The sequence below is a fragment of the Arthrobacter sp. 05T444 genome (genome assembly GCF_056395905.1).
In genome coordinates, this window is record NZ_JBFTKK010000024.1 from 1 (window position 1) to 16179 (window position 16179).

The 16179-nt window shown below is 63.9% G+C and carries 17 protein-coding genes; 8 read left to right on the forward strand and 9 right to left on the reverse strand.

The window, feature by feature from the left end; all coding sequences use genetic code 11:
• The 6 genes from AC1DD3_RS18590 to AC1DD3_RS18615 all read left to right on the forward strand — a co-directional run.
• Positions 1-324 (forward strand): phage holin family protein (locus tag AC1DD3_RS18590; RefSeq protein ID WP_476882240.1); only part of this gene is annotated, 324 nt, incomplete at its 5' end.
• Positions 321-962, forward strand: coding sequence for a DUF3618 domain-containing protein (locus tag AC1DD3_RS18595; RefSeq protein ID WP_476876779.1), 642 nt, complete (start codon positions 321-323; stop codon positions 960-962). The genes AC1DD3_RS18590 and AC1DD3_RS18595, both read left to right, overlap by 4 nt.
• Before the next feature lie 6 nt (positions 963-968).
• Positions 969-1394 (forward strand): MarR family winged helix-turn-helix transcriptional regulator, encoded by a 426-nt coding sequence (locus AC1DD3_RS18600; RefSeq protein ID WP_230121034.1) that lies wholly within the window; start codon positions 969-971, stop codon positions 1392-1394.
• Positions 1395-1723: 329 nt separating this feature from the next.
• Positions 1724-2434 (forward strand): GAF and ANTAR domain-containing protein, encoded by a 711-nt coding sequence (locus tag AC1DD3_RS18605; RefSeq protein ID WP_230121036.1) that lies wholly within the window; start codon positions 1724-1726, stop codon positions 2432-2434.
• A gap of 123 nt (positions 2435-2557) precedes the next feature.
• Positions 2558-3289, forward strand: a complete 732-nt coding sequence (locus tag AC1DD3_RS18610; protein ID WP_230121037.1) for a GAF and ANTAR domain-containing protein — start codon at positions 2558-2560, stop codon at positions 3287-3289.
• The gene (locus tag AC1DD3_RS18615; protein ID WP_230121039.1) at positions 3286-3513 is read left to right on the forward strand and encodes a hypothetical protein; all 228 of its coding nucleotides are present in this window, start codon (positions 3286-3288) and stop codon (positions 3511-3513) included. Before AC1DD3_RS18610 ends, AC1DD3_RS18615 begins: the two co-directional genes overlap by 4 nt.
• A gap of 92 nt (positions 3514-3605) precedes the next feature.
• Here AC1DD3_RS18615 and AC1DD3_RS18620 read toward each other — a convergent pair whose 3' ends face one another.
• Entirely contained in the window at positions 3606-4280 is a 675-nt protein-coding gene (locus tag AC1DD3_RS18620; RefSeq protein WP_476876780.1) for a GntR family transcriptional regulator, read from the reverse strand.
• Between the two features lie 172 nt (positions 4281-4452).
• On the opposite strand from AC1DD3_RS18620, the gene AC1DD3_RS18625 reads away from it, so the two are divergent.
• Positions 4453-5658 (forward strand): glycerate kinase, encoded by a 1206-nt coding sequence (locus AC1DD3_RS18625; protein ID WP_476876781.1) that lies wholly within the window; start codon positions 4453-4455, stop codon positions 5656-5658.
• Between the two features lie 103 nt (positions 5659-5761).
• Here AC1DD3_RS18625 and AC1DD3_RS18630 read toward each other — a convergent pair whose 3' ends face one another.
• Positions 5762-6622 carry an FG-GAP repeat domain-containing protein gene (locus tag AC1DD3_RS18630; RefSeq protein WP_476876782.1) on the reverse strand — a complete coding sequence of 287 codons (861 nt, stop codon included), beginning with the start codon at positions 6620-6622 and terminating at the stop codon, positions 5762-5764.
• A gap of 441 nt (positions 6623-7063) precedes the next feature.
• Here AC1DD3_RS18630 and AC1DD3_RS18635 point away from each other — a divergent pair, with 441 nt between their 5' ends.
• Complete coding sequence (locus tag AC1DD3_RS18635) at positions 7064-9220, forward strand: amylo-alpha-1,6-glucosidase (RefSeq protein WP_476876783.1); 2157 nt, start codon at positions 7064-7066, stop codon at positions 9218-9220.
• 75 nt (positions 9221-9295) lie between these two features.
• Here AC1DD3_RS18635 and AC1DD3_RS18640 read toward each other — a convergent pair whose 3' ends face one another.
• From AC1DD3_RS18640 to AC1DD3_RS18670, 7 genes are all read right to left on the reverse strand, one after another.
• Positions 9296-10081, reverse strand: coding sequence for a 2-keto-4-pentenoate hydratase (locus AC1DD3_RS18640; RefSeq protein WP_230121048.1), 786 nt, complete (start codon positions 10079-10081; stop codon positions 9296-9298).
• A gap of 105 nt (positions 10082-10186) precedes the next feature.
• A complete protein-coding gene (locus AC1DD3_RS18645) occupies positions 10187-11770 on the reverse strand; it encodes an aldehyde dehydrogenase (NADP(+)) (protein WP_476876784.1) in 1584 nt (527 codons plus the stop codon).
• A gap of 92 nt (positions 11771-11862) precedes the next feature.
• The gene (locus AC1DD3_RS18650; RefSeq protein WP_230121052.1) at positions 11863-12279 is read right to left on the reverse strand and encodes an ester cyclase; all 417 of its coding nucleotides are present in this window, start codon (positions 12277-12279) and stop codon (positions 11863-11865) included.
• The gene (locus AC1DD3_RS18655) at positions 12276-12827 is read right to left on the reverse strand and encodes a flavin reductase family protein (protein WP_230121053.1); all 552 of its coding nucleotides are present in this window, start codon (positions 12825-12827) and stop codon (positions 12276-12278) included. Before AC1DD3_RS18655 ends, AC1DD3_RS18650 begins: the two co-directional genes overlap by 4 nt.
• Before the next feature lie 32 nt (positions 12828-12859).
• The gene (locus tag AC1DD3_RS18660) at positions 12860-13369 is read right to left on the reverse strand and encodes a flavin reductase family protein (RefSeq protein WP_230121055.1); all 510 of its coding nucleotides are present in this window, start codon (positions 13367-13369) and stop codon (positions 12860-12862) included.
• Positions 13366-14667: a flavin monoamine oxidase family protein gene (locus AC1DD3_RS18665; protein WP_230121057.1), complete on the reverse strand. Its 1302-nt coding sequence runs from the start codon at positions 14665-14667 to the stop codon at positions 13366-13368. Before AC1DD3_RS18665 ends, AC1DD3_RS18660 begins: the two co-directional genes overlap by 4 nt.
• A 38-nt stretch (positions 14668-14705) precedes the next feature.
• Positions 14706-16106 (reverse strand): LLM class flavin-dependent oxidoreductase, encoded by a 1401-nt coding sequence (locus tag AC1DD3_RS18670; RefSeq protein WP_230121058.1) that lies wholly within the window; start codon positions 16104-16106, stop codon positions 14706-14708.
• Positions 16107-16179: the final 73 nt, after the last annotated feature.

Consider the following 16179-nt stretch of genomic DNA (forward strand, 5'->3'; position numbering starts at 1 on the left):
ATCAGGCAGGAAATAGAACTCGCCAAGGCCGAACTGAAGCAGTCCGGCACCCGGGCCGGCAAGGGCGGCGGCATGCTCGCCGGCGCCGGCGTGGCCGGGCACTTCGTGCTCCTGTTCCTGTCCATCGCCCTCTGGTACGCCCTCGGTGAACTGATGGGCCTCGGCTGGTCCGCCGTCGTCGTTGCAGTCATCTGGGGCATCATCGCCGCGGTCCTCGCATCGGTAGGACGCAAGGAACTCAAGGCCATCAAGGGCATGCCCCAGACCGTTGAGACCGTCCAGGAAATCCCGCCCACCCTGAAACCCAATGGAGACCACCGATGAGTGAAAACCCGGACGCCATCCGCGCCGACATCGAAGCCACCCGCGCACGCCTCGGCACCAACGTGGACGCCGTGGCCGACAAAGTAACACCGTCCAACATCGTCCACCGCCAGACCAGCAAGGTCAAGGACGCCGTTTTCGGAGTAAAGGAGAAAGTCATGGGCACCGCCGAACACGCCACTCACAGCGCCTCCGGCACCGCACACCACGCCACCCACAGCACCGGAAGCGCCATCAGTGACGCCACCGACGCGGTCGGCTCCACCCTTCACGACGCAGGCGAGGCCATCGGCGATGTCCCGCACAAGGCGGCCGCCAAAACCCAGGGCAACCCTCTCGCCGCCGGCCTGATCGCGTTCGGCGCCGGGCTGCTGGTCTCCTCGCTGATCCCGCCGAGCGAGAAGGAACGCGAGGCTGCCGACGCCCTAAAATCCGCCGCGGAACCGGTCACCACGCAGCTGGCCGAAGCAGCCAAGGACATGGCGCAGGGTTTGAAGGAACCCGCCCAAGAAGCCATGGAAAACGTCAAAGCCACCGCCACCGACGCCGCCCAGCACGTCAAGGAGGAAGGGCAAACTGCCGCCTCCGAGGTCAAAGAGACCGCCACGGATGCCAAGGACCACGTCCAAAACACGTGAGCCAGCATGAGCCTGGCTCATTCGACAGGACCGGAACGCTGGCCAACACACCGGCTCCTCAGCATCGCTGCCCGTCTGGATGAGCTGCAGATCAACCGCAACCTCACGCAGTTGGGCTTGACCAAAGCCTCGCTGGACATAATGGAGTCGGTGGCGGAACTCGAGCCGGTCACCGTGTCCGACCTCGCCGCGCTGCTCTGTGTGAGCAAGCAAAGCCTGGGCAGGGTGGTCCGCCGACTCCAGGGGCTTGGCTTCCTGAGCAGAGAACGCGCCGGCGACCGCCGCTACACAAATATCCGGCTCACGCACAACGGCCGGAAAGTGCTCGCCACCGCCGAAACGCTCGTCCAGCGGCTTAAACGGAGCAGGCCGGATACCGAATCCGCCCTGCGACTCGACCTGGAACGCTACATCCGCGACCTGCGGATGTAGCGTTCCACGTCTGGCCTCCGGCGCCCAGGCCGCCGCAGATATTCCGGGGCCCCTGCTTGCACTTGTTTCCTGCGCGGTCCATGGAGAGTAGGCTCAGAATCAGCGGCGAAGCGATCACCAAGTGCGGAGCCAACTTCAGGACTCCCGGGGTCGTATTCGGCCTGTTTGTCGCGTCATGGCCGTGGACGCAAGGAGTCCGCGATCATCCCCGGACGTTGAATCCGGCCAAAAAAGACGGATCGGGGGACCCGGCTCCAAGTGGATCGAGGCATGCGATGACCGCTGAGTCTGGCCGGCCACCGGCGCCAGGGCAACTCCCGTCGCCGACGATGGAACAACTGCAGGATCTCCTGCTGGAAAGCCCCGGATTTGACGATTTCCTCCTTGAACTGACGGTCTTCTCTGCTTCGAAACTCGCCGCACCCGAACCGATGCTGTGCGCGATTTCACTCGAGCGTGACGGGCGGCCGGTCACCGCGGCCAGCAGCAGCGACAGTGCCAAGCAGATGGACGAAAGACAGTACGGATTCGACGACGGCCCCTGCCTCACAGCGCTCCGGGAAAACCGAACCGTCCTCGTCTCGGACCTCAAAACGTCCGAACGGTGGAGTCGGTACTCACAGGCGGTCACGGACGACGGCATCACATCGGTCCTTGCCGTTCCGGTAAATGCAGGACCGAACGCAGCGGCAGCTCTCAATTGTTATGCCCGGAGCACACACACGTTTAATGCGGCAACCATTGCCGCGGTGGAATCGTATGCGGTGCCGCTGTCCCGGATTCTCCGCTTGGCGCTTCGGGTGCACCGGCTGGAGATCCATCCCGAAGGCCTGCACGGGGCGCTGCAGTCCAGGGCAATCATTGACGCCGCCCTGAGCCTCATCATGGCCCAAACCCGGGGCAGCCGCGAGGATGCTGCCACTCTTCTGCATGAGATGGCACGGTCCAGCAAACAACAACTGAAGCAGATAGCCACGGACATCTTGAACGGCTCAAAGCTCCCAGAGCAGGTGAAACGTGATGACGAAGCACAGCAGTAAGCCCACGGCAGTCCTTGCAGGGCGCAGCACTATGATGGGAAGCACCTGCCGGACGTATCCCTCCAGAGGGATGCTCACGACCCTGATGACATGTGAGGCCAGCCAGTGACGCGGAAGCACCCAATGGCAGGCGAGCTGCCCGAGATCTTCGCTCGGGTCACGGGCCTCCTGCTCACAGAACCAGTGGTTGACCGGGCCGTCGCCAACATTGCACAGGCAGCGCACCAAAGCCTGCCCGGCAGCGTCGGCGCCGGAGGCACGCTCATCGATGCCCACGGCCGGCCGACGAGCACAGCGTCCACCAACAGCATCGTGAAGCGGGCCGACCGGCTGCAGTACGATCTCGGCGATGGACCCTGCCTCGCGGCCTGGGCGAGCGCCCAGACGGTGCGGGTGGACGACCTTCGCCATGATCAACACTGGCCGGAATGGAGCAGGGCGGGCGCCCGTCTTGGCTTACTGTCCTGCATCAGCGTTCCCCTCCTGGTTCCGGACGTGACCGGACGCAGTGAACCCGAGGCTATTGGCGCGATGAAGGTCTATGCAGATGTGCCCCACGCCTTCGACGAACGCAGCGAACAGGTCTTGTCCCTTCTTGCCGGACCTGCTGCGCTCATCCTGGCCAACCTCCAGGCCCGGGAACGCGCCGAGCAACTCAGTGACGCACTGAAGGACGCCCTGCACAGCCGGAGCCTGATTGACATGGCCAAGGGCGTGCTCATGGAGCGCCTCCGCGTGAGCGAGAGGGCCGCCCTGCAGGTCATGATCGCACGCGCCCGCACGCAGGAGATCCCTCTTAGCGCCGTAGCCCACGAGACTCTTGAACCGACGACGGACCTCGACCGAACGCCATGAGCGTTGACTCGGACGGCGAGGCTCAACGGGACCTGACGGCCAAAGCATTCCGGCAGGCCGACCTTGATGTCGATGAGTTATGGATGCACTACTTCAGCATCGGCGGAGACGCGGGAACCATGGAAATTGACGCCTACCTCCACGGCTCATACATGCTGCGCCCCATCCAGCGGGACCTCCTGGACCACGCCATCTACGAACTTGGCAACGCTCAGAAGGCGTGAGCCGTGAACCCGGCAGGGATCAGAAGTGACCGTCAGGGGCGGGCCGGCACCCTCGCGTCTCCAACAGGGAAGGAGATGGCGAGTCCCGGGATTTAGTCGCGGAACGCTTCCGGGCCCGGCACTCCGCCCACGGCGGCCACGAGGCGTTCTCTGGGGCGGCTAAGGTGCTCGTCGAGGACGTTGCTGGCAGCGGCTCCGTCGCCGGCTTCTATGAGTTCGAGCAGGTGTTGGTGTTCTTTGATGATGCGTTCGGGCTGGACGAGCTGGAGGCCCTGGATCTGGGCCATGCAGAGTTTGACCTGGGAGACGAGTGAGCCGTACATGCGGCTGGTTCTTGGACTGCCGATACTGTCCACGAGTGCCATGTGAAAGCGCATGTCCGGGTCCACGGTGTCAAAGCCGGAGTTGCCGTCCAGTAGTTCGAGTTCCCGCTGGGCGGCTATTGCTCCGGCCGGAACCGAACGTGCCTGCGCCAGTTGCAGGAGGACGGCTTTTTCAAGCCGCGCCCGCGTGAAGTAGATGTCGCGGACATCTTCGGGCCCGAGTTTGATGACTCTTGCCGTCTTGTTCGTGCTGCGCTCGAGCACTGATTCGGAAACAAGCTTTTCTATTGCGGCCTTCGCGGTGGGCCGGGCTACGTCGTAGCGGGTGGCGACGTCCGTTTCGGTGAAGGAGGTATCGCCAACGTATTCGCCGCGCAGAATTCGCGAGCGCATGTCATCGGCTATGACATCGACGCGGGACGCGGTCGCTGGCTGGGCTGTCACTGGGAACTCCTCTGTTTCCCCGCCACTTTATCGCCTTTGGTTAGGCACATCCACTTGTGATTGTCAGACAAAATTATGTGAATTGCTAGACAATATGAGTTTTGTGATGTCTACTTTGTTGGACACAGCAACGACGCATAGCCCTCCCCAACACCGCACTGAAGGAAACAGCATGAGTCAACTCACAGCCGGCCGCCCCCGCGAGGAATCCGGTCCGCATGCCCGTGACGCCGCACCCCGTGCCACGCGCGTTCTGGTCGCCCCTGACAAGTTCAAAGGCTGCCTGAGTGCGCTTGGCGTCGCCGAAGCCATCCGCTCAGGAATCGACTCCCTGACCACCGACGCACAGGTCCAGGTAACAGTCCTCCCCCTCGCCGATGGCGGAGACGGGAGCGTCGAGGCAGCCGTGTTCGCCGGCTCACGGGCGCAAACAGTTGAGGTCCACAACGCCGACGGCGAAGTGCAGCTCACCCAGATCGCCTTTGACGGGACAACAGCGGTGGTGGAAGTGGCAGGAACCTGCGGTCTTGCCACGGTGCAGGGCCCGTTACGTCCCTTGGCGGCGTCGAGCCGGGGCTTGGGCGAAGCCATCCTGGCTGCTGCGCTCCTGGAACCGAAGACCATCGTCATTGCCCTCGGAGGCAGCGCCAGCACCGATGGCGGGGCCGGAATGCTTGCCGCCCTCGGCGCGGAGTTTCGGGACGAACAAGGACGCCTGCTGGAACCGGACGGAGGCTCACTTCACCGAATAGCGCACGTCGATTTGAGGACCGCATTCGACTTCGATGGAATTGAACTCATCGGTGCCAGCGACGTAACCAGCCCCCTATGCGGAGTTCAAGGGGCCGCGCACGTCTTCGGACCGCAGAAAGGAGCGGACCCTGAGCTGGTCGCGGTGCTCGACCAAGGCCTCCGCGCCCTCGTCCAAGCCTGCAACACCATCCCAAACATCGACGCGCCCGCCCTCGCCGATATCCCCGGAGCCGGCAGCGCCGGGGGCATCGGCTTCGGCCTCCTCCTTCTGGGCGGCTCCCTCGTCTCCGGAGCCGACTACTTCCTGGATCTGCTGCGCTTCGACACGCACGCGCAGCAGTGCGACATGCTCGTGACCGGAGAAGGACGCCTCGACGACCAGACATCAGGCGGCAAACTTATCTCCGCCGTATGCAGCCGCGCAGGAAACACCCCGGTGGCTGCAGTCGTTGGCGCCTCGACCCTGGACCAGCAAGCAGCCCGCCAACTAGGCCTGTCAAAGGTAATAGCGCTGCGGGACCTCACGGCCCAAGACACATCCAAAGATCCAGCCCAGGCGACCAACGCACTGCAGAACGCCGGGCGAATTCTCCGCGCCCTCGCCTCAGGCCCATTCGCGCCATAAATCCCGGGCGTGGCCTAAATACGGGATGTTTCCAGCGCCCCTGACGCCCGTCGGCAGTGCTCGCAGGCGGCCCAAAATAAGTCCTTCGTGACACACCACGCCGTCAGTTGCCTGCGATGGTGTACAGAGCCCAGCCCTTGGTGAAGGTCTGCCGCGGCGCCCAAGCGCTCCTGTTTGCCGGGTAGTAGTGAAGGACCCCCGCACTGTCCCGAGCCATCAGGCCGACCGTCCCGTTGCCGGTGAGTCCTGACATGGCGCGGATGGAGCTCATGGCGTTCCAGCCGGTGCCGATAGTCGCGCGGGGTTCGGAGATGAACGATCCGGCACCGTTGGTCCGGTACAACTTGAGTTGCCCGGAGGAATTTTTGGCAACAACGTCGTTGTTGCCGTCCCTATCCCAGTCCAGCAGATTGAAGGACAGCCCATTCCAGCCGCGGCCGATCCTCACCCGCGGTGAAAGACCCTTCCCCGACGGGTTTCCGTAGTGGAACAAGTCACCCGTGGCGTTGTTCCTGGCGATGATGGACGGGTATTTGTCCGTCTTCTTCCACTGGCCCACGGTGATCTCGTAGTTCTGCCAGCCGGTGCCGATCGCGTAATCGTGGAACCCGCCGGTGCTGATTCCCTCACGGTATGTCAGGGTGCCGTTCTTGTTCTGCACGATCAGATCCGGAACACCGGCATCGTCAGAGTTCCAGTTGGTAACGAAGAAAACCTTCGGGACCGTAGACCCTGCCGGCCCAATGGCCCTGCGCTGCGGCGTCACCCCGGGTGACATCCAGGAATAGGACCAGAGAGTGCCGGCGCCATCATAAGCAACCACATTCGCGGTTGAGTCGATTGCGAAGTTCCAGTTGGTGTGCGGTGTGTCTGCCGCCTGGGCAGGCAGGATGCCGGATACCGCGAGGGACAGTGCGGCGGCGATACTTACCAGCCCTGCTCTGGTGCGAATGGTCTTTTTCATGTAGCTGTCGAGCCTCCCCAATATGCGTTGTGAGTACACTCGCTTAGTTTCCGGGGAAGTCGCGTTTATTACATCGGAGCGAAACAAGGTCAACACAGCGGACGACGGCGGGACGTCCCGCCGTCGTCCGTTTGCGTTTTGGCGAGGTGCCCTACAGTGCATTTTCTGGTCAGTGCGCGGCCTCTCCCCTCCCGACCACTGTTCAACCAATCGATTTCCGCTGCCCCCGAAGTGCGTGTGCGGGTGGGCGACAGAGAATTAGCAGAAGTACTTAGGAGTCGAAGGACGCGACTGCGACCAGGCTCAATGTTGGACGGGCCGAGTGCCTATTATCCGAGGCAGTACAGGCGTAGCGTCTAGCCAACGGGGTAAGGGCGATCGATGGCTGGACCCAGCCTCGCATAACGCCGCCCCGGTCTTGAACCGTTGAAGGAGGCGGGGATGGCTGGATGGAATGCTGACACGGCTGCCGGGCCTGTGGGGGCAGGCACGGTTACTTTGGTGGAGGGTTCATCCTTCTGTATTTCGTCGGCGAATGGTGACATCCATCCGGAGCATCCGCACGGTGTTTTCCACGAGGACACCCGCATCTTGTCCCGCTGGAACCTGGCAATCAATGGGCAGCCTCTGGAGCCGCTGACAGCATCGGCGAAGGAACCTTATCGGGCCTTGTTCATTGGCCGCGTCCCCCGCTCCGATGGGTACGCGGACAGTCCGCTGATCGTGGAACGCCTGCGGGAAGTGGGTGTCGGGGTCCTTGAGGAGATCACCATCCGGAACTACTCCTCGGACGAAGCCGCATGCGTGGTAAACCTGAACGTCGAATCGGACTTCGCGGATCTCTTCGAGGTGAAAGAGGCGCGCGTCCAACGGCACTGGGAAGAATCCCGTCACGCGGACGCGGACTCGCTGACCATTAGGGCGGTCTGGCAGGACGTCCGGAAGGGCGTCGTCGTTTATTCCAGCGGCGCCGACGTCACCCCGGAGGCCCTGACCTACCGGGTGGTTGTCCCGCCACATGGACAGTGGAGCACCCTGCTGACCGTGGTGCCCACTGTCGACGGCTCTGCACCGGTGGCGTCGTTTGTTCGTCCGGTTCGAGGTGAGATGTCTCCCAGCGACCGTCGGCGCCAGGATTGGGTAGCGAGGATTCCCAAATTGCATATAGGCAACCGTTCCATCGAACGGACTCTGCGCCGCAGCTACGACGATCTGGGCGCGCTGCGCATTGAGGATCCCGCCCATCCGGAGCGGATCGTCGTGGCCGCCGGGGCGCCCTGGTTCATGACGCTCTTCGGCCGGGACTCGCTCACGGCTTCGGAAATGGCCCTACCGGTGGACCCGTCGCTGGCACTGGGCACGTTGCAGACGCTGGCTGACCGCCAAGGCCGCGTGGTGGATCCCATGAGCGAGGAGGAACCGGGGAAGATTCTTCACGAGGTCCGGCTCGGCGTCTCCAGCGGGCTTTCCCTGGGCGGCAAGTCCGTCTACTACGGCAGCGTGGACGCGACTCCACAGTTCGTGATGACACTCGCATCGGTTAGCCGTTGGGGTTTCGCCAAGGACACCATCGCCGCACTGCTGCCTCACGCCGACCGCGCGCTGGACTGGGTTCGGGACTACGGGGACAGGGACGGCGACGGCTTCGTCGAGTATGAGCGCCTCAATGACCAAGGCCTCATCAATCAAGGCTGGAAGGACTCCTGGGACGGCGTCAACTTCGCGGACGGTCGTATCGCCGAACCCCCTATCGCGCTGTGCGAGGTCCAGGCTTTGACCTACAGCGCATATCTGGCCCGGGCTTTGTTGGCGTACGACGCCGGTGACGCGCCTTTGGCGGCCCGGCTCGCCGCGGAAGCAGCACAGCTGAAAAAGAAATTCAACGAGGAATTCTGGATGCCCGACCGCGGCTACTACGCTATCGCCCTGGACGGCCGGAAACGGCAAGTCGATGCATGCGCCTCCAACATGGGGCAATGCCTGTGGCACGGCATCATGGATGAAGACAAGGTCCCCCTGGTAGCCGAAAGGCTCATGTCCCCCGAGATGTTCAGCGGCTGGGGTGTGCGAACACTCGCGAGCGACATGGGCGCCTACAACCCCGCGAGCTACCACAACGGCTCGGTCTGGCCGCATGACAACGCGATCATCGCCGTCGGACTGATGCGGTACGGCTTCGTGGAAGAGGCACAGCGCATCGCCACCGCCCTGTTCGAGGCGGCCGATTACAGCGACGGCCGTCTCCCGGAACTCTTCTGCGGTTTCAGCCGTGACCAGGTCGCCGAGCCTGTGCCCTATCCAACGGCCTGTTCCCCACAGGCGTGGGCAGCGACCACGCCGATCATGTTGATTACAAGCCTGATGCGGTACGACGCCCACATTTCCCGTGGCGGCTTTTGGATGGACCCGGCACTCCCCGATTCATACGGTGACCTGCACATCACCAATGCGCCAATGGCGGCCGGCCGCATCACCATCGATATCAAGGGATCTGAACCAACCGTTCAGGGTCTGCCCGAAGGGATAGCGTTCCACCGTGAACACCGGCCATGGCTGACGGAACTCATGGAGCAAGCGGGGCTGGGAAACGAGGACTAGCCAGACCGTCTTGAAGCAGGTTCTGACCGATGTGCCCGGCCCGTACAGGGGCGGGCACACCGGTTCGGCTCTCTGCTAAACCGAGACGTCGAATTCGATGGTGCCCCAGCCTTCGAAGGTCCCTGACCAGCGGCCGGCATCCTTCATGGGGACTGCCTGCAGGCAGCTGCCGGGGAGGATGACCTGCCCGGGTTCGAACTCGACGTCGTAGTCGGCGAGGCGGTTGACGAGCCAGGCGACGGCGGCGAACGGGTTGCCGAGAATGTTGCCGGTGGTCCCGGCGATAACTTCCCGGTCATTGAACCGCAGGACGCCCCGTGTGTCGCGCAGGTTCAGGTCCGTGACGTGCCGGGGGGTGCCGCCGAGAATGATGGCCCCGGTGGAGCCGTTGTCCGCCAGCGTGTCCGGGAGTCCGATCGCCCAGTCCTTGACCCGGGAGTCGATGATTTCAATCGCCGGCAAAGCGTAATCGATGGCATTGATGACGTCTGCGATGGTGGTGTTGCGGCCGCCGAGGTGCCCTCTCAGCACGAATGCGGGCTCGAGTTCAACGAAGGGTTCGATGAACTTATTCCGGTCGAGCGTGGTGCCCTCGTAGGTGAAGGTGCTGGCCAGCAGATGCCCGTAGTCCGGCTGGTCGAGGCCGAAGGCGTCCTGCATGACCTTGGCGATGTTGCCGAGCTTGTAGCCCACCAGACGGTCGCCGTCGGCCACGGCGTGGCTGACGTTGATCTTTTGCACTTCGAATGCGGCATCCGCGTCAAGAGACGGCCACGTCTCGGTCGGGGCTGCGATCGGTTCGCCCTGAAGGCGGGCCGTGCGGAGGGTGTCCGCGATGTTTTCGAGCGTAATGGTTGGCATGATGAAGTCCTTTGTCTGCCTGGTAAAGGTGGATTTCCGGCCCCGGATGATTCTGTGTTGGGAGAGGTCTATCCGGGGCCGGAAGCATGAGGTGCGCGGAAGTTTCTAGCCAGCCTGTTCGGGCTTGCCATCGACCAGCCGGTTGACGTTCCACGGGTTCGCATCCTGCAGGGGTGCCGGGCGCAGCTGCTCCGGGAAGTTCTGATACGCCACCGGGCGCAGGAACCGGTTGATCGCCAGTGTGCCCACCGACGTCGTCTTCGAATCGGACGTGGCCGGGTAGGGGCCGCCGTGGACCATGGCGTGGCCGACTTCCACACCCGTGGGCCATCCGTTGATGAGGATCCTGCCGACCTTGCGCTCCAGGGCAGGGATCAGGCCCGAGGCAACGGGGTAGTCCTCCTCGGCCACGTGCAGCGAGGCCGTGAGTTGTCCTTCCAGCAATCGGGTGGCCTCGATCAGGTCTTCAACTCCCTTGTAGCGGACGACGAGGCTGGCGGCGCCGAAGACCTCCTCATGCAGCACCGGGTTTGTGGTGAAGACATCCAGGTCCGCCCAGAACACTGCGGGGGCTGGCGCGTTCGCGGTCGGGCCGCCCTTGCCCCGGCCGATCAGCTCGACGTCGGCGGCGGACTCCAGCGCATTATGGCCGTGTTCCCAGGCAGAGGCGATCCCGCCGCTGAGCATGGTCTGTCCGGAAAGCTGCGTGACAGCCTCGGTTACGGCCGCCGTGAACTGGTCTCCGGCCTCACCGGCGGGAACGAAAACCAGCCCGGGCGACGTGCAGAGCTGCCCCGAGCTGCCGGTGACGGAGGCGACGTACTGCTGGGCGAGCGTTTCAACGTCCCCGTTCAGCGCGCCGGGGAAAACGTAGACAGGATTGATGGAGGACATTTCCGCATAGACCGGGATCGGTTCCGGGCGGGCTGCAGCCGTGCGCATCAGCGCGGTACCGCCGCCGCGGGAACCGGTGAAGCCCACCGCCTTAATGGCGGGATCCGCCACCAGCGCCTGGCCGATGCTCGCACCCGAGCCGTAGATAAGGGAGAAGACGCCCGGGTGCAGGTCAAGGTCGCGGACGGCGTTGACAATGGCCTGGCCGACCAGCTCGGCGGTGCCGGGGTGGGCGTTGTGTGCCTTGACGATCACCGGGCAGCCGGCTGCGAAGGCCGAGGCTGTGTCGCCGCCTGCGACGGAGAAGGCCAGCGGGAAGTTGCTGGCGCCGAAAACGGCTACGGGGCCGAGCGGGATCTGGCGCTGCCGGATGTCGGCCCGCGGAAGGGGAGCCCGGTCGGGCAGAGCCGGGTCGATGCGGACACCACGGAAGTCTCCCCGTCGCACGACGTCAGCGAAGAGCCGCAGCTGTCCTGTGGTGCGGGCCCGTTCGCCCCGCAGCCGGTCGGCGCCGAGCCCGGTTTCTGTGGAGGCCCGCTCGATCAGTTCATCACCGATGGCGTCGATGTTCTCGGCAATTGCGTCCAGGAACCGCGCATGCTGCTCGGGTTCGAGGGTGCTGAAGGAGTCAAAGGCATCGGTGGCTGCGTCCGTGGCCGCTTTCAGCTGTTGCTCGCTGATGAGGGTGTAGGCCGGTTCCAGCTGTTCGTTCGTGGCGGGGTTAATCCCGTAGGTCGTTCCGCTGGTGCCGGTGACGGTCTCCCCAGCGATGAGGGAATGTCCTTGAAGAGTCATTGTCGCGCCTCCTGGGCGGTTGAAAGCATGTGTGGGCGGCGGTGCGGGAGGGGCTGCTGCCCGTGGTCGGTAAGCGCCCGTGGGCGTTCTGCCTAGGCGTTGCCGGGTCCCAGGTGCCAGATGCCGAGAGCTGAGAGGAGCTCGCGTGGATCCCAGACCACCCATTCCTCTGCAAGTTGGTCGTTTTCGAAGCGGAGGAAGGATGCGCCGGAAACGGTGATGCTCCGGCCGGTCGCGGGGACGTCCATGAATTCACCCTGATGCGTGCCCTGGGTCTGCCAGTGGATCGCGGCGGTGGCTCCGTCTTCGATGATGTGCAGGATCTCGGTGGTTGTGTCCGGGAAGGCTGCGTGGGTGGCCTCGATGGTTTTCCTCAGGCTGGCGTAATCTTCACTGCCTGACTTGGATCGGCGGACGTACCCGGGTGCGAGCAGCTGCTCGAAGTCCGTGAGGTCCCCGTCGCCCCAGGCGCGGTTCCAGGCGTTGAGAATGGTTTCCCGTCGGTTCATGATGCACTCCTTGCTACTTCCGGTGCCGGGATTTCGATGGGCTGGTACTGGCCGAACTTGCCGCCCCTGAAGATCAGGGCGTTGCCGGTTCCTTCGTTCATGTTGGTCACGGCTCCGACCACCATGTAGTGGTCGCCCACCACGACCTCGGCTGTGACGACGCAGTCGATATAGGCAGTCGCGCCGTCCAGGTGCGGGGTTCCCAAGGGGCCTGTGGTGCAGGGGAGCCCTTCGAACTTCTGGGGTCCCTTGCGGGACAGGGACCGGCAGATACTGACTTGGTCATCGGAGAGGATGTTGGCTGTGAAGTTCTGGAGCTTGCGCAGTTTCGGCCAGGTGGAGGACGACTTGTCGACGCAGAACATGACCAGCGGCGGGTCCAGTGACAGGGACTGGAAGGTGCCGACGACGAGGCCGAGTCTTTCGTCGTCATCGTTGACGCCGGTGATGGCCACGACGCCGGTGGGAAGTTTGCCCAGTACCTGTCGGTAGTAGGCGGGCGTGATGTCGGCCACGGGGGTGGCGGCTGTTGCTGGGGTGATGTCCATATCAGTGCTCCTTGATCAGGCGGCTTCGCAGGTCAGGCGATTTCACGGAAGCTTCCGAAGCGACCGCCGTGGAAGATGAGGGGAGTTCCCTCGCCGGGCGTCATTTCCAGCACGCTGGCGACGACGATCAGGTGGTCTCCGGCAACGATCTGCTGCTCGGTCCGGCAGTCGAACCAGGCAAGCGAACCGTGGATGTGTGGAGTGCCCCACCCGGATTCGGACCAGTTCACGGCGCTGAACTTGTCCTCACCCTTCGCCGAGAGTGCACGGCAGACCTGCTGCTGGTCATCGGAGAGGAGGCTGACGCTGAACCGTCCGATCTCTGCAATTTTGGGCCAGCTTGTGGAGGTGTGGGTGACGCTGAAGGTCACCAGCGGGGGCTCCATTGACAGTGAGGCGAAGGTTCCCACGATCATGCCGTTTTGGGCCCCCGTGACCGGGTCCGTGGAGCAGATCGCGGCAACGCCGGTGGGCAGGTGCCGCATGACGGCCCGGTATTGGTCGGAGTCGATCCGACGACCTTCGAGTGCGGGGGCGCTCATGGCTGTTCCTGGAGCTCTGCGTGGATGTTGCGGCCGGCGCGCAGGCCGCTCTCGACAGCGCCGTCGAAGAAGCCGGCCCAGATGTTGGCAATGTCGCCGCTGGCGAAATGCAGTGCGCCCTCGCTGACCTGCTGTTCCCGGTGGTACTTGGTGAGCTGGCCGGGGCGCTGGATCTGCCAGGTCTCCTCGGCGTAAGGATCGGACATCCAGTGGTGGCCGGCCACCTCGAGGACTTCCAGGTCGTCGCGCCATACCTTGATGGCTTCCTGGACCTGTTCGATGTCGGTCACGTCGATGCGGTCCGCGTCGGCACCGAAGCCGACCAGGACGGCGTCGTCTTCACCGATGAATTCGGTGCGGATTACGGACAGGGGCTTGTCCTGGGCCGAGTAGGCGAAGAACGGCTTGATGGGTCCCCTGACCCGGATCCAGGCCTTGACGCCCTGGGACGCGGTCTTTTCCCGGCTGGCGGCGAGCTTGCCGTCGGACAGGGCGGGCTGGACATCGAGCTTGTGCAGCACGTTCTGCGGCAGGGTGATGACGACCTTCTTGGCCTCGATTTCCTGGCCATCGCCGTAGGTGACGGTGGCTCCCCCGCTGTTGCGGCGGACGGCGGTCACCGGGGCGTTGAGGCGGATGTCAGCGTTGGTGTCCTCGGCGATCGCCTTGGTCAGCGTGTCGTTGCCGTTCTTCAGACGGAAGATCGCTGAGGCCTCGTGCATGAGGTGCCAATGGCCGGATGATGCGGCGGTCCAGCGGAGGGCGTTGACGTAGGCGCACTGGTCCAGGGGTGCGTTGAAGTGGCCCACCCAGGCTGCCTCATTCGCGTTCCGCTCGTCCTCGGAGAGGTCCAGCTTGTCCAGCATTTCCTGCAGGTTGTACTGGTCGACGTCGGCCAGGTTCTCCACCGTCAGCGGTGCATCCGGTCGGGGCAGCCACTTCATGGTGTCTTCGAGCAGCCGGGTCATGCCGGGGTCGATCAGTGACATGAAGTCTTCCAGCGTGCCGCGGCGCACTTCGTCCCCGGCGAGCCAGAACGTTTCCTCGGAGCGCGGGCCGCGGGAAACCTCGAGGCCGTAGCGGGTGACCTCGGCCCAGACATGCGGCTGGGTCCAGTGCAGCCAGTTGCCGCCGATCTCCAGGTTCTGGCCCAGGCGGCGATCGGTCCACAAGCGGCCGCCAAGACGGTCGCGGGCTTCCAGGACGACCACGTTGTGGCCGCGGTTGCCGAGCTCACGGGCAGTGATGAGGCCGGCAAGACCGGCACCGATGACGACTACGTCTGTCTGTTTAGTCATTGAAGTATCTCCGTTGATATTGCTGGTTCAGCTGGGCGTCAGCGGGTGGCTTCGCTCAGGTGCTTGGTACGGTGTTCGGTGGCGGGGTGGGAGTCCAGCGTGTACTTGTGGCCGGGGAAGAGCTTTTCCCGCAGTGTTACCGGTTCCTGGTCTTCCGGGCGGGCTGGGGAAACGATTCCCTGGGCGCGGAGTTCGGGCAGGGCCAGCTCGATGAAGTCTTCCCAGCTGCCGGGCTTGGTGATGTAGCTGAGGTTGATGCCGTCGACGTCGGCCTCGTCACGCCAGCGGCGCAGTTCTGCGGCGACGGTTTCCGGGGAGCCGATGATCGTGGAACCTGTACCGCCGACGGCGAGGAATTCGGCGATCTGGCGCGGGGTCCAGTCCCGGTCGGGGTCGGCCTTGGAAAACATGTCCACCATCGACTGCCCTGCCTTCGTTCCAACGGACCGCAAGGGGGTGTCCAAGTCGTACTCGGACATATCGATGCCGGTCCAACCGCTGAAGCGTGCCAGGATTCCATCGATTGGTGCGTTCTCCACGGCCTGCTGGTACTTGGCTTGGGCTTCTTCGTCGGTGGGAGCCACCACCACAGTGAGCAGGATGACTACCCTGACGTCGCGGGGGTCGCGGCCCGCGTCTGCCACTGCCTGGCGGAGCTTGGCCACTGAGCGCTTGGCACCCTCCACGGAGGTGCTCTGGATGAAGACGGCCTCAGCATGCTTGCCGCCGAATTCCATGCCCCTGGAGGACGACCCGGCCTGGAACAGCACAGGCGTGCGCTGGGGGGACGGCTCGCACAGGTGGAAGCCGGGCACAGTGAAGTGCTGGCCGGAGTGGTTGATCGGGTGCACCTTCGCCGGGTCGATGTACGTAGCCGATTCGGCATCCCGGGCCACGGCGTCCTCCTCGAATGAACCTTCCCAGAGCTTGTAGACGACGTCCATGTACTCATCGGCAAGGTCGTAACGCTCAGCCGGGCTAAGCTGCTGCACCTTGCCGAGGTTGCGGGCCGCGGCCTCCGAGTACGAGGTCACGATGTTCCAGCCAACCCTCCCGGAAGTCAGGTGGTCCAGGGTGCTGAACTTGCGGGCCAGCAGATAGGGCGGTTCATACGTCGCCGAGCAGGTCACCCCGAAGGTGAGGTGCTTCGTCACGGCCGCCATGCCGCTGATCAACACGGTCGGGTCATTGATGGGGAACTGCGCGGCGTCGCGCAGCGCGGCATCACTGTTCCCCCGGAACACATCGTGATAGCCGAGGTTGTCGGCGAAGAAAATGCCGTCGAAGCCCGACTTTTCCAGCATCTGCGCTACGCCCGTCCAATACTGCAGGTCCGTATAGCGGGAGCCTTGGTCGCCCTCAGCGCGCCATGACCCCGATGTCAGATGGGACGGGGCGAAGACGTCAAAGGCGAAAAGGCTCAGGGGTTCATTTTTCATGGCAGCGGTGCTTCCTTGGACTCGTGCCTGGCAAGGCGACAACTAGGGATCTACGTTCATAAACTGAACACTG

Bases quoted from the DNA above. Each gene is read 5' to 3' on its own strand.
- AC1DD3_RS18645 (WP_476876784.1), bottom strand. From the start codon at position 11,770: ATGACTCTTCAAGGACATTCCCTCATCGCTGGGGAGACCGTCACCGGC.
- AC1DD3_RS18650 (WP_230121052.1), bottom strand. From the start codon at position 12,279: ATGAACCGACGGGAAACCATTCTCAACGCCTGGAACCGCGCCTGGGGC.
- AC1DD3_RS18625 (WP_476876781.1), top strand. From the start codon at position 4,453: ATGAGTCAACTCACAGCCGGCCGCCCCCGCGAGGAATCCGGTCCGCAT.
- AC1DD3_RS18665 (WP_230121057.1), bottom strand. From the start codon at position 14,667: ATGACTAAACAGACAGACGTAGTCGTCATCGGTGCCGGTCTTGCCGGC.
- AC1DD3_RS18670 (WP_230121058.1), bottom strand. From the start codon at position 16,106: ATGAAAAATGAACCCCTGAGCCTTTTCGCCTTTGACGTCTTCGCCCCG.
- AC1DD3_RS18640 (WP_230121048.1), bottom strand. From the start codon at position 10,081: ATGCCAACCATTACGCTCGAAAACATCGCGGACACCCTCCGCACGGCC.
- AC1DD3_RS18655 (WP_230121053.1), bottom strand. From the start codon at position 12,827: ATGGACATCACCCCAGCAACAGCCGCCACCCCCGTGGCCGACATCACG.
- AC1DD3_RS18635 (WP_476876783.1), top strand. From the start codon at position 7,064: ATGGCTGGATGGAATGCTGACACGGCTGCCGGGCCTGTGGGGGCAGGC.
- AC1DD3_RS18600 (WP_230121034.1), top strand. From the start codon at position 969: ATGAGCCTGGCTCATTCGACAGGACCGGAACGCTGGCCAACACACCGG.
- AC1DD3_RS18615 (WP_230121039.1), top strand. From the start codon at position 3,286: ATGAGCGTTGACTCGGACGGCGAGGCTCAACGGGACCTGACGGCCAAA.
- AC1DD3_RS18660 (WP_230121055.1), bottom strand. From the start codon at position 13,369: ATGAGCGCCCCCGCACTCGAAGGTCGTCGGATCGACTCCGACCAATAC.
- AC1DD3_RS18595 (WP_476876779.1), top strand. From the start codon at position 321: ATGAGTGAAAACCCGGACGCCATCCGCGCCGACATCGAAGCCACCCGC.
- AC1DD3_RS18630 (WP_476876782.1), bottom strand. From the start codon at position 6,622: ATGAAAAAGACCATTCGCACCAGAGCAGGGCTGGTAAGTATCGCCGCC.
- AC1DD3_RS18605 (WP_230121036.1), top strand. From the start codon at position 1,724: ATGGAACAACTGCAGGATCTCCTGCTGGAAAGCCCCGGATTTGACGAT.
- AC1DD3_RS18610 (WP_230121037.1), top strand. From the start codon at position 2,558: ATGGCAGGCGAGCTGCCCGAGATCTTCGCTCGGGTCACGGGCCTCCTG.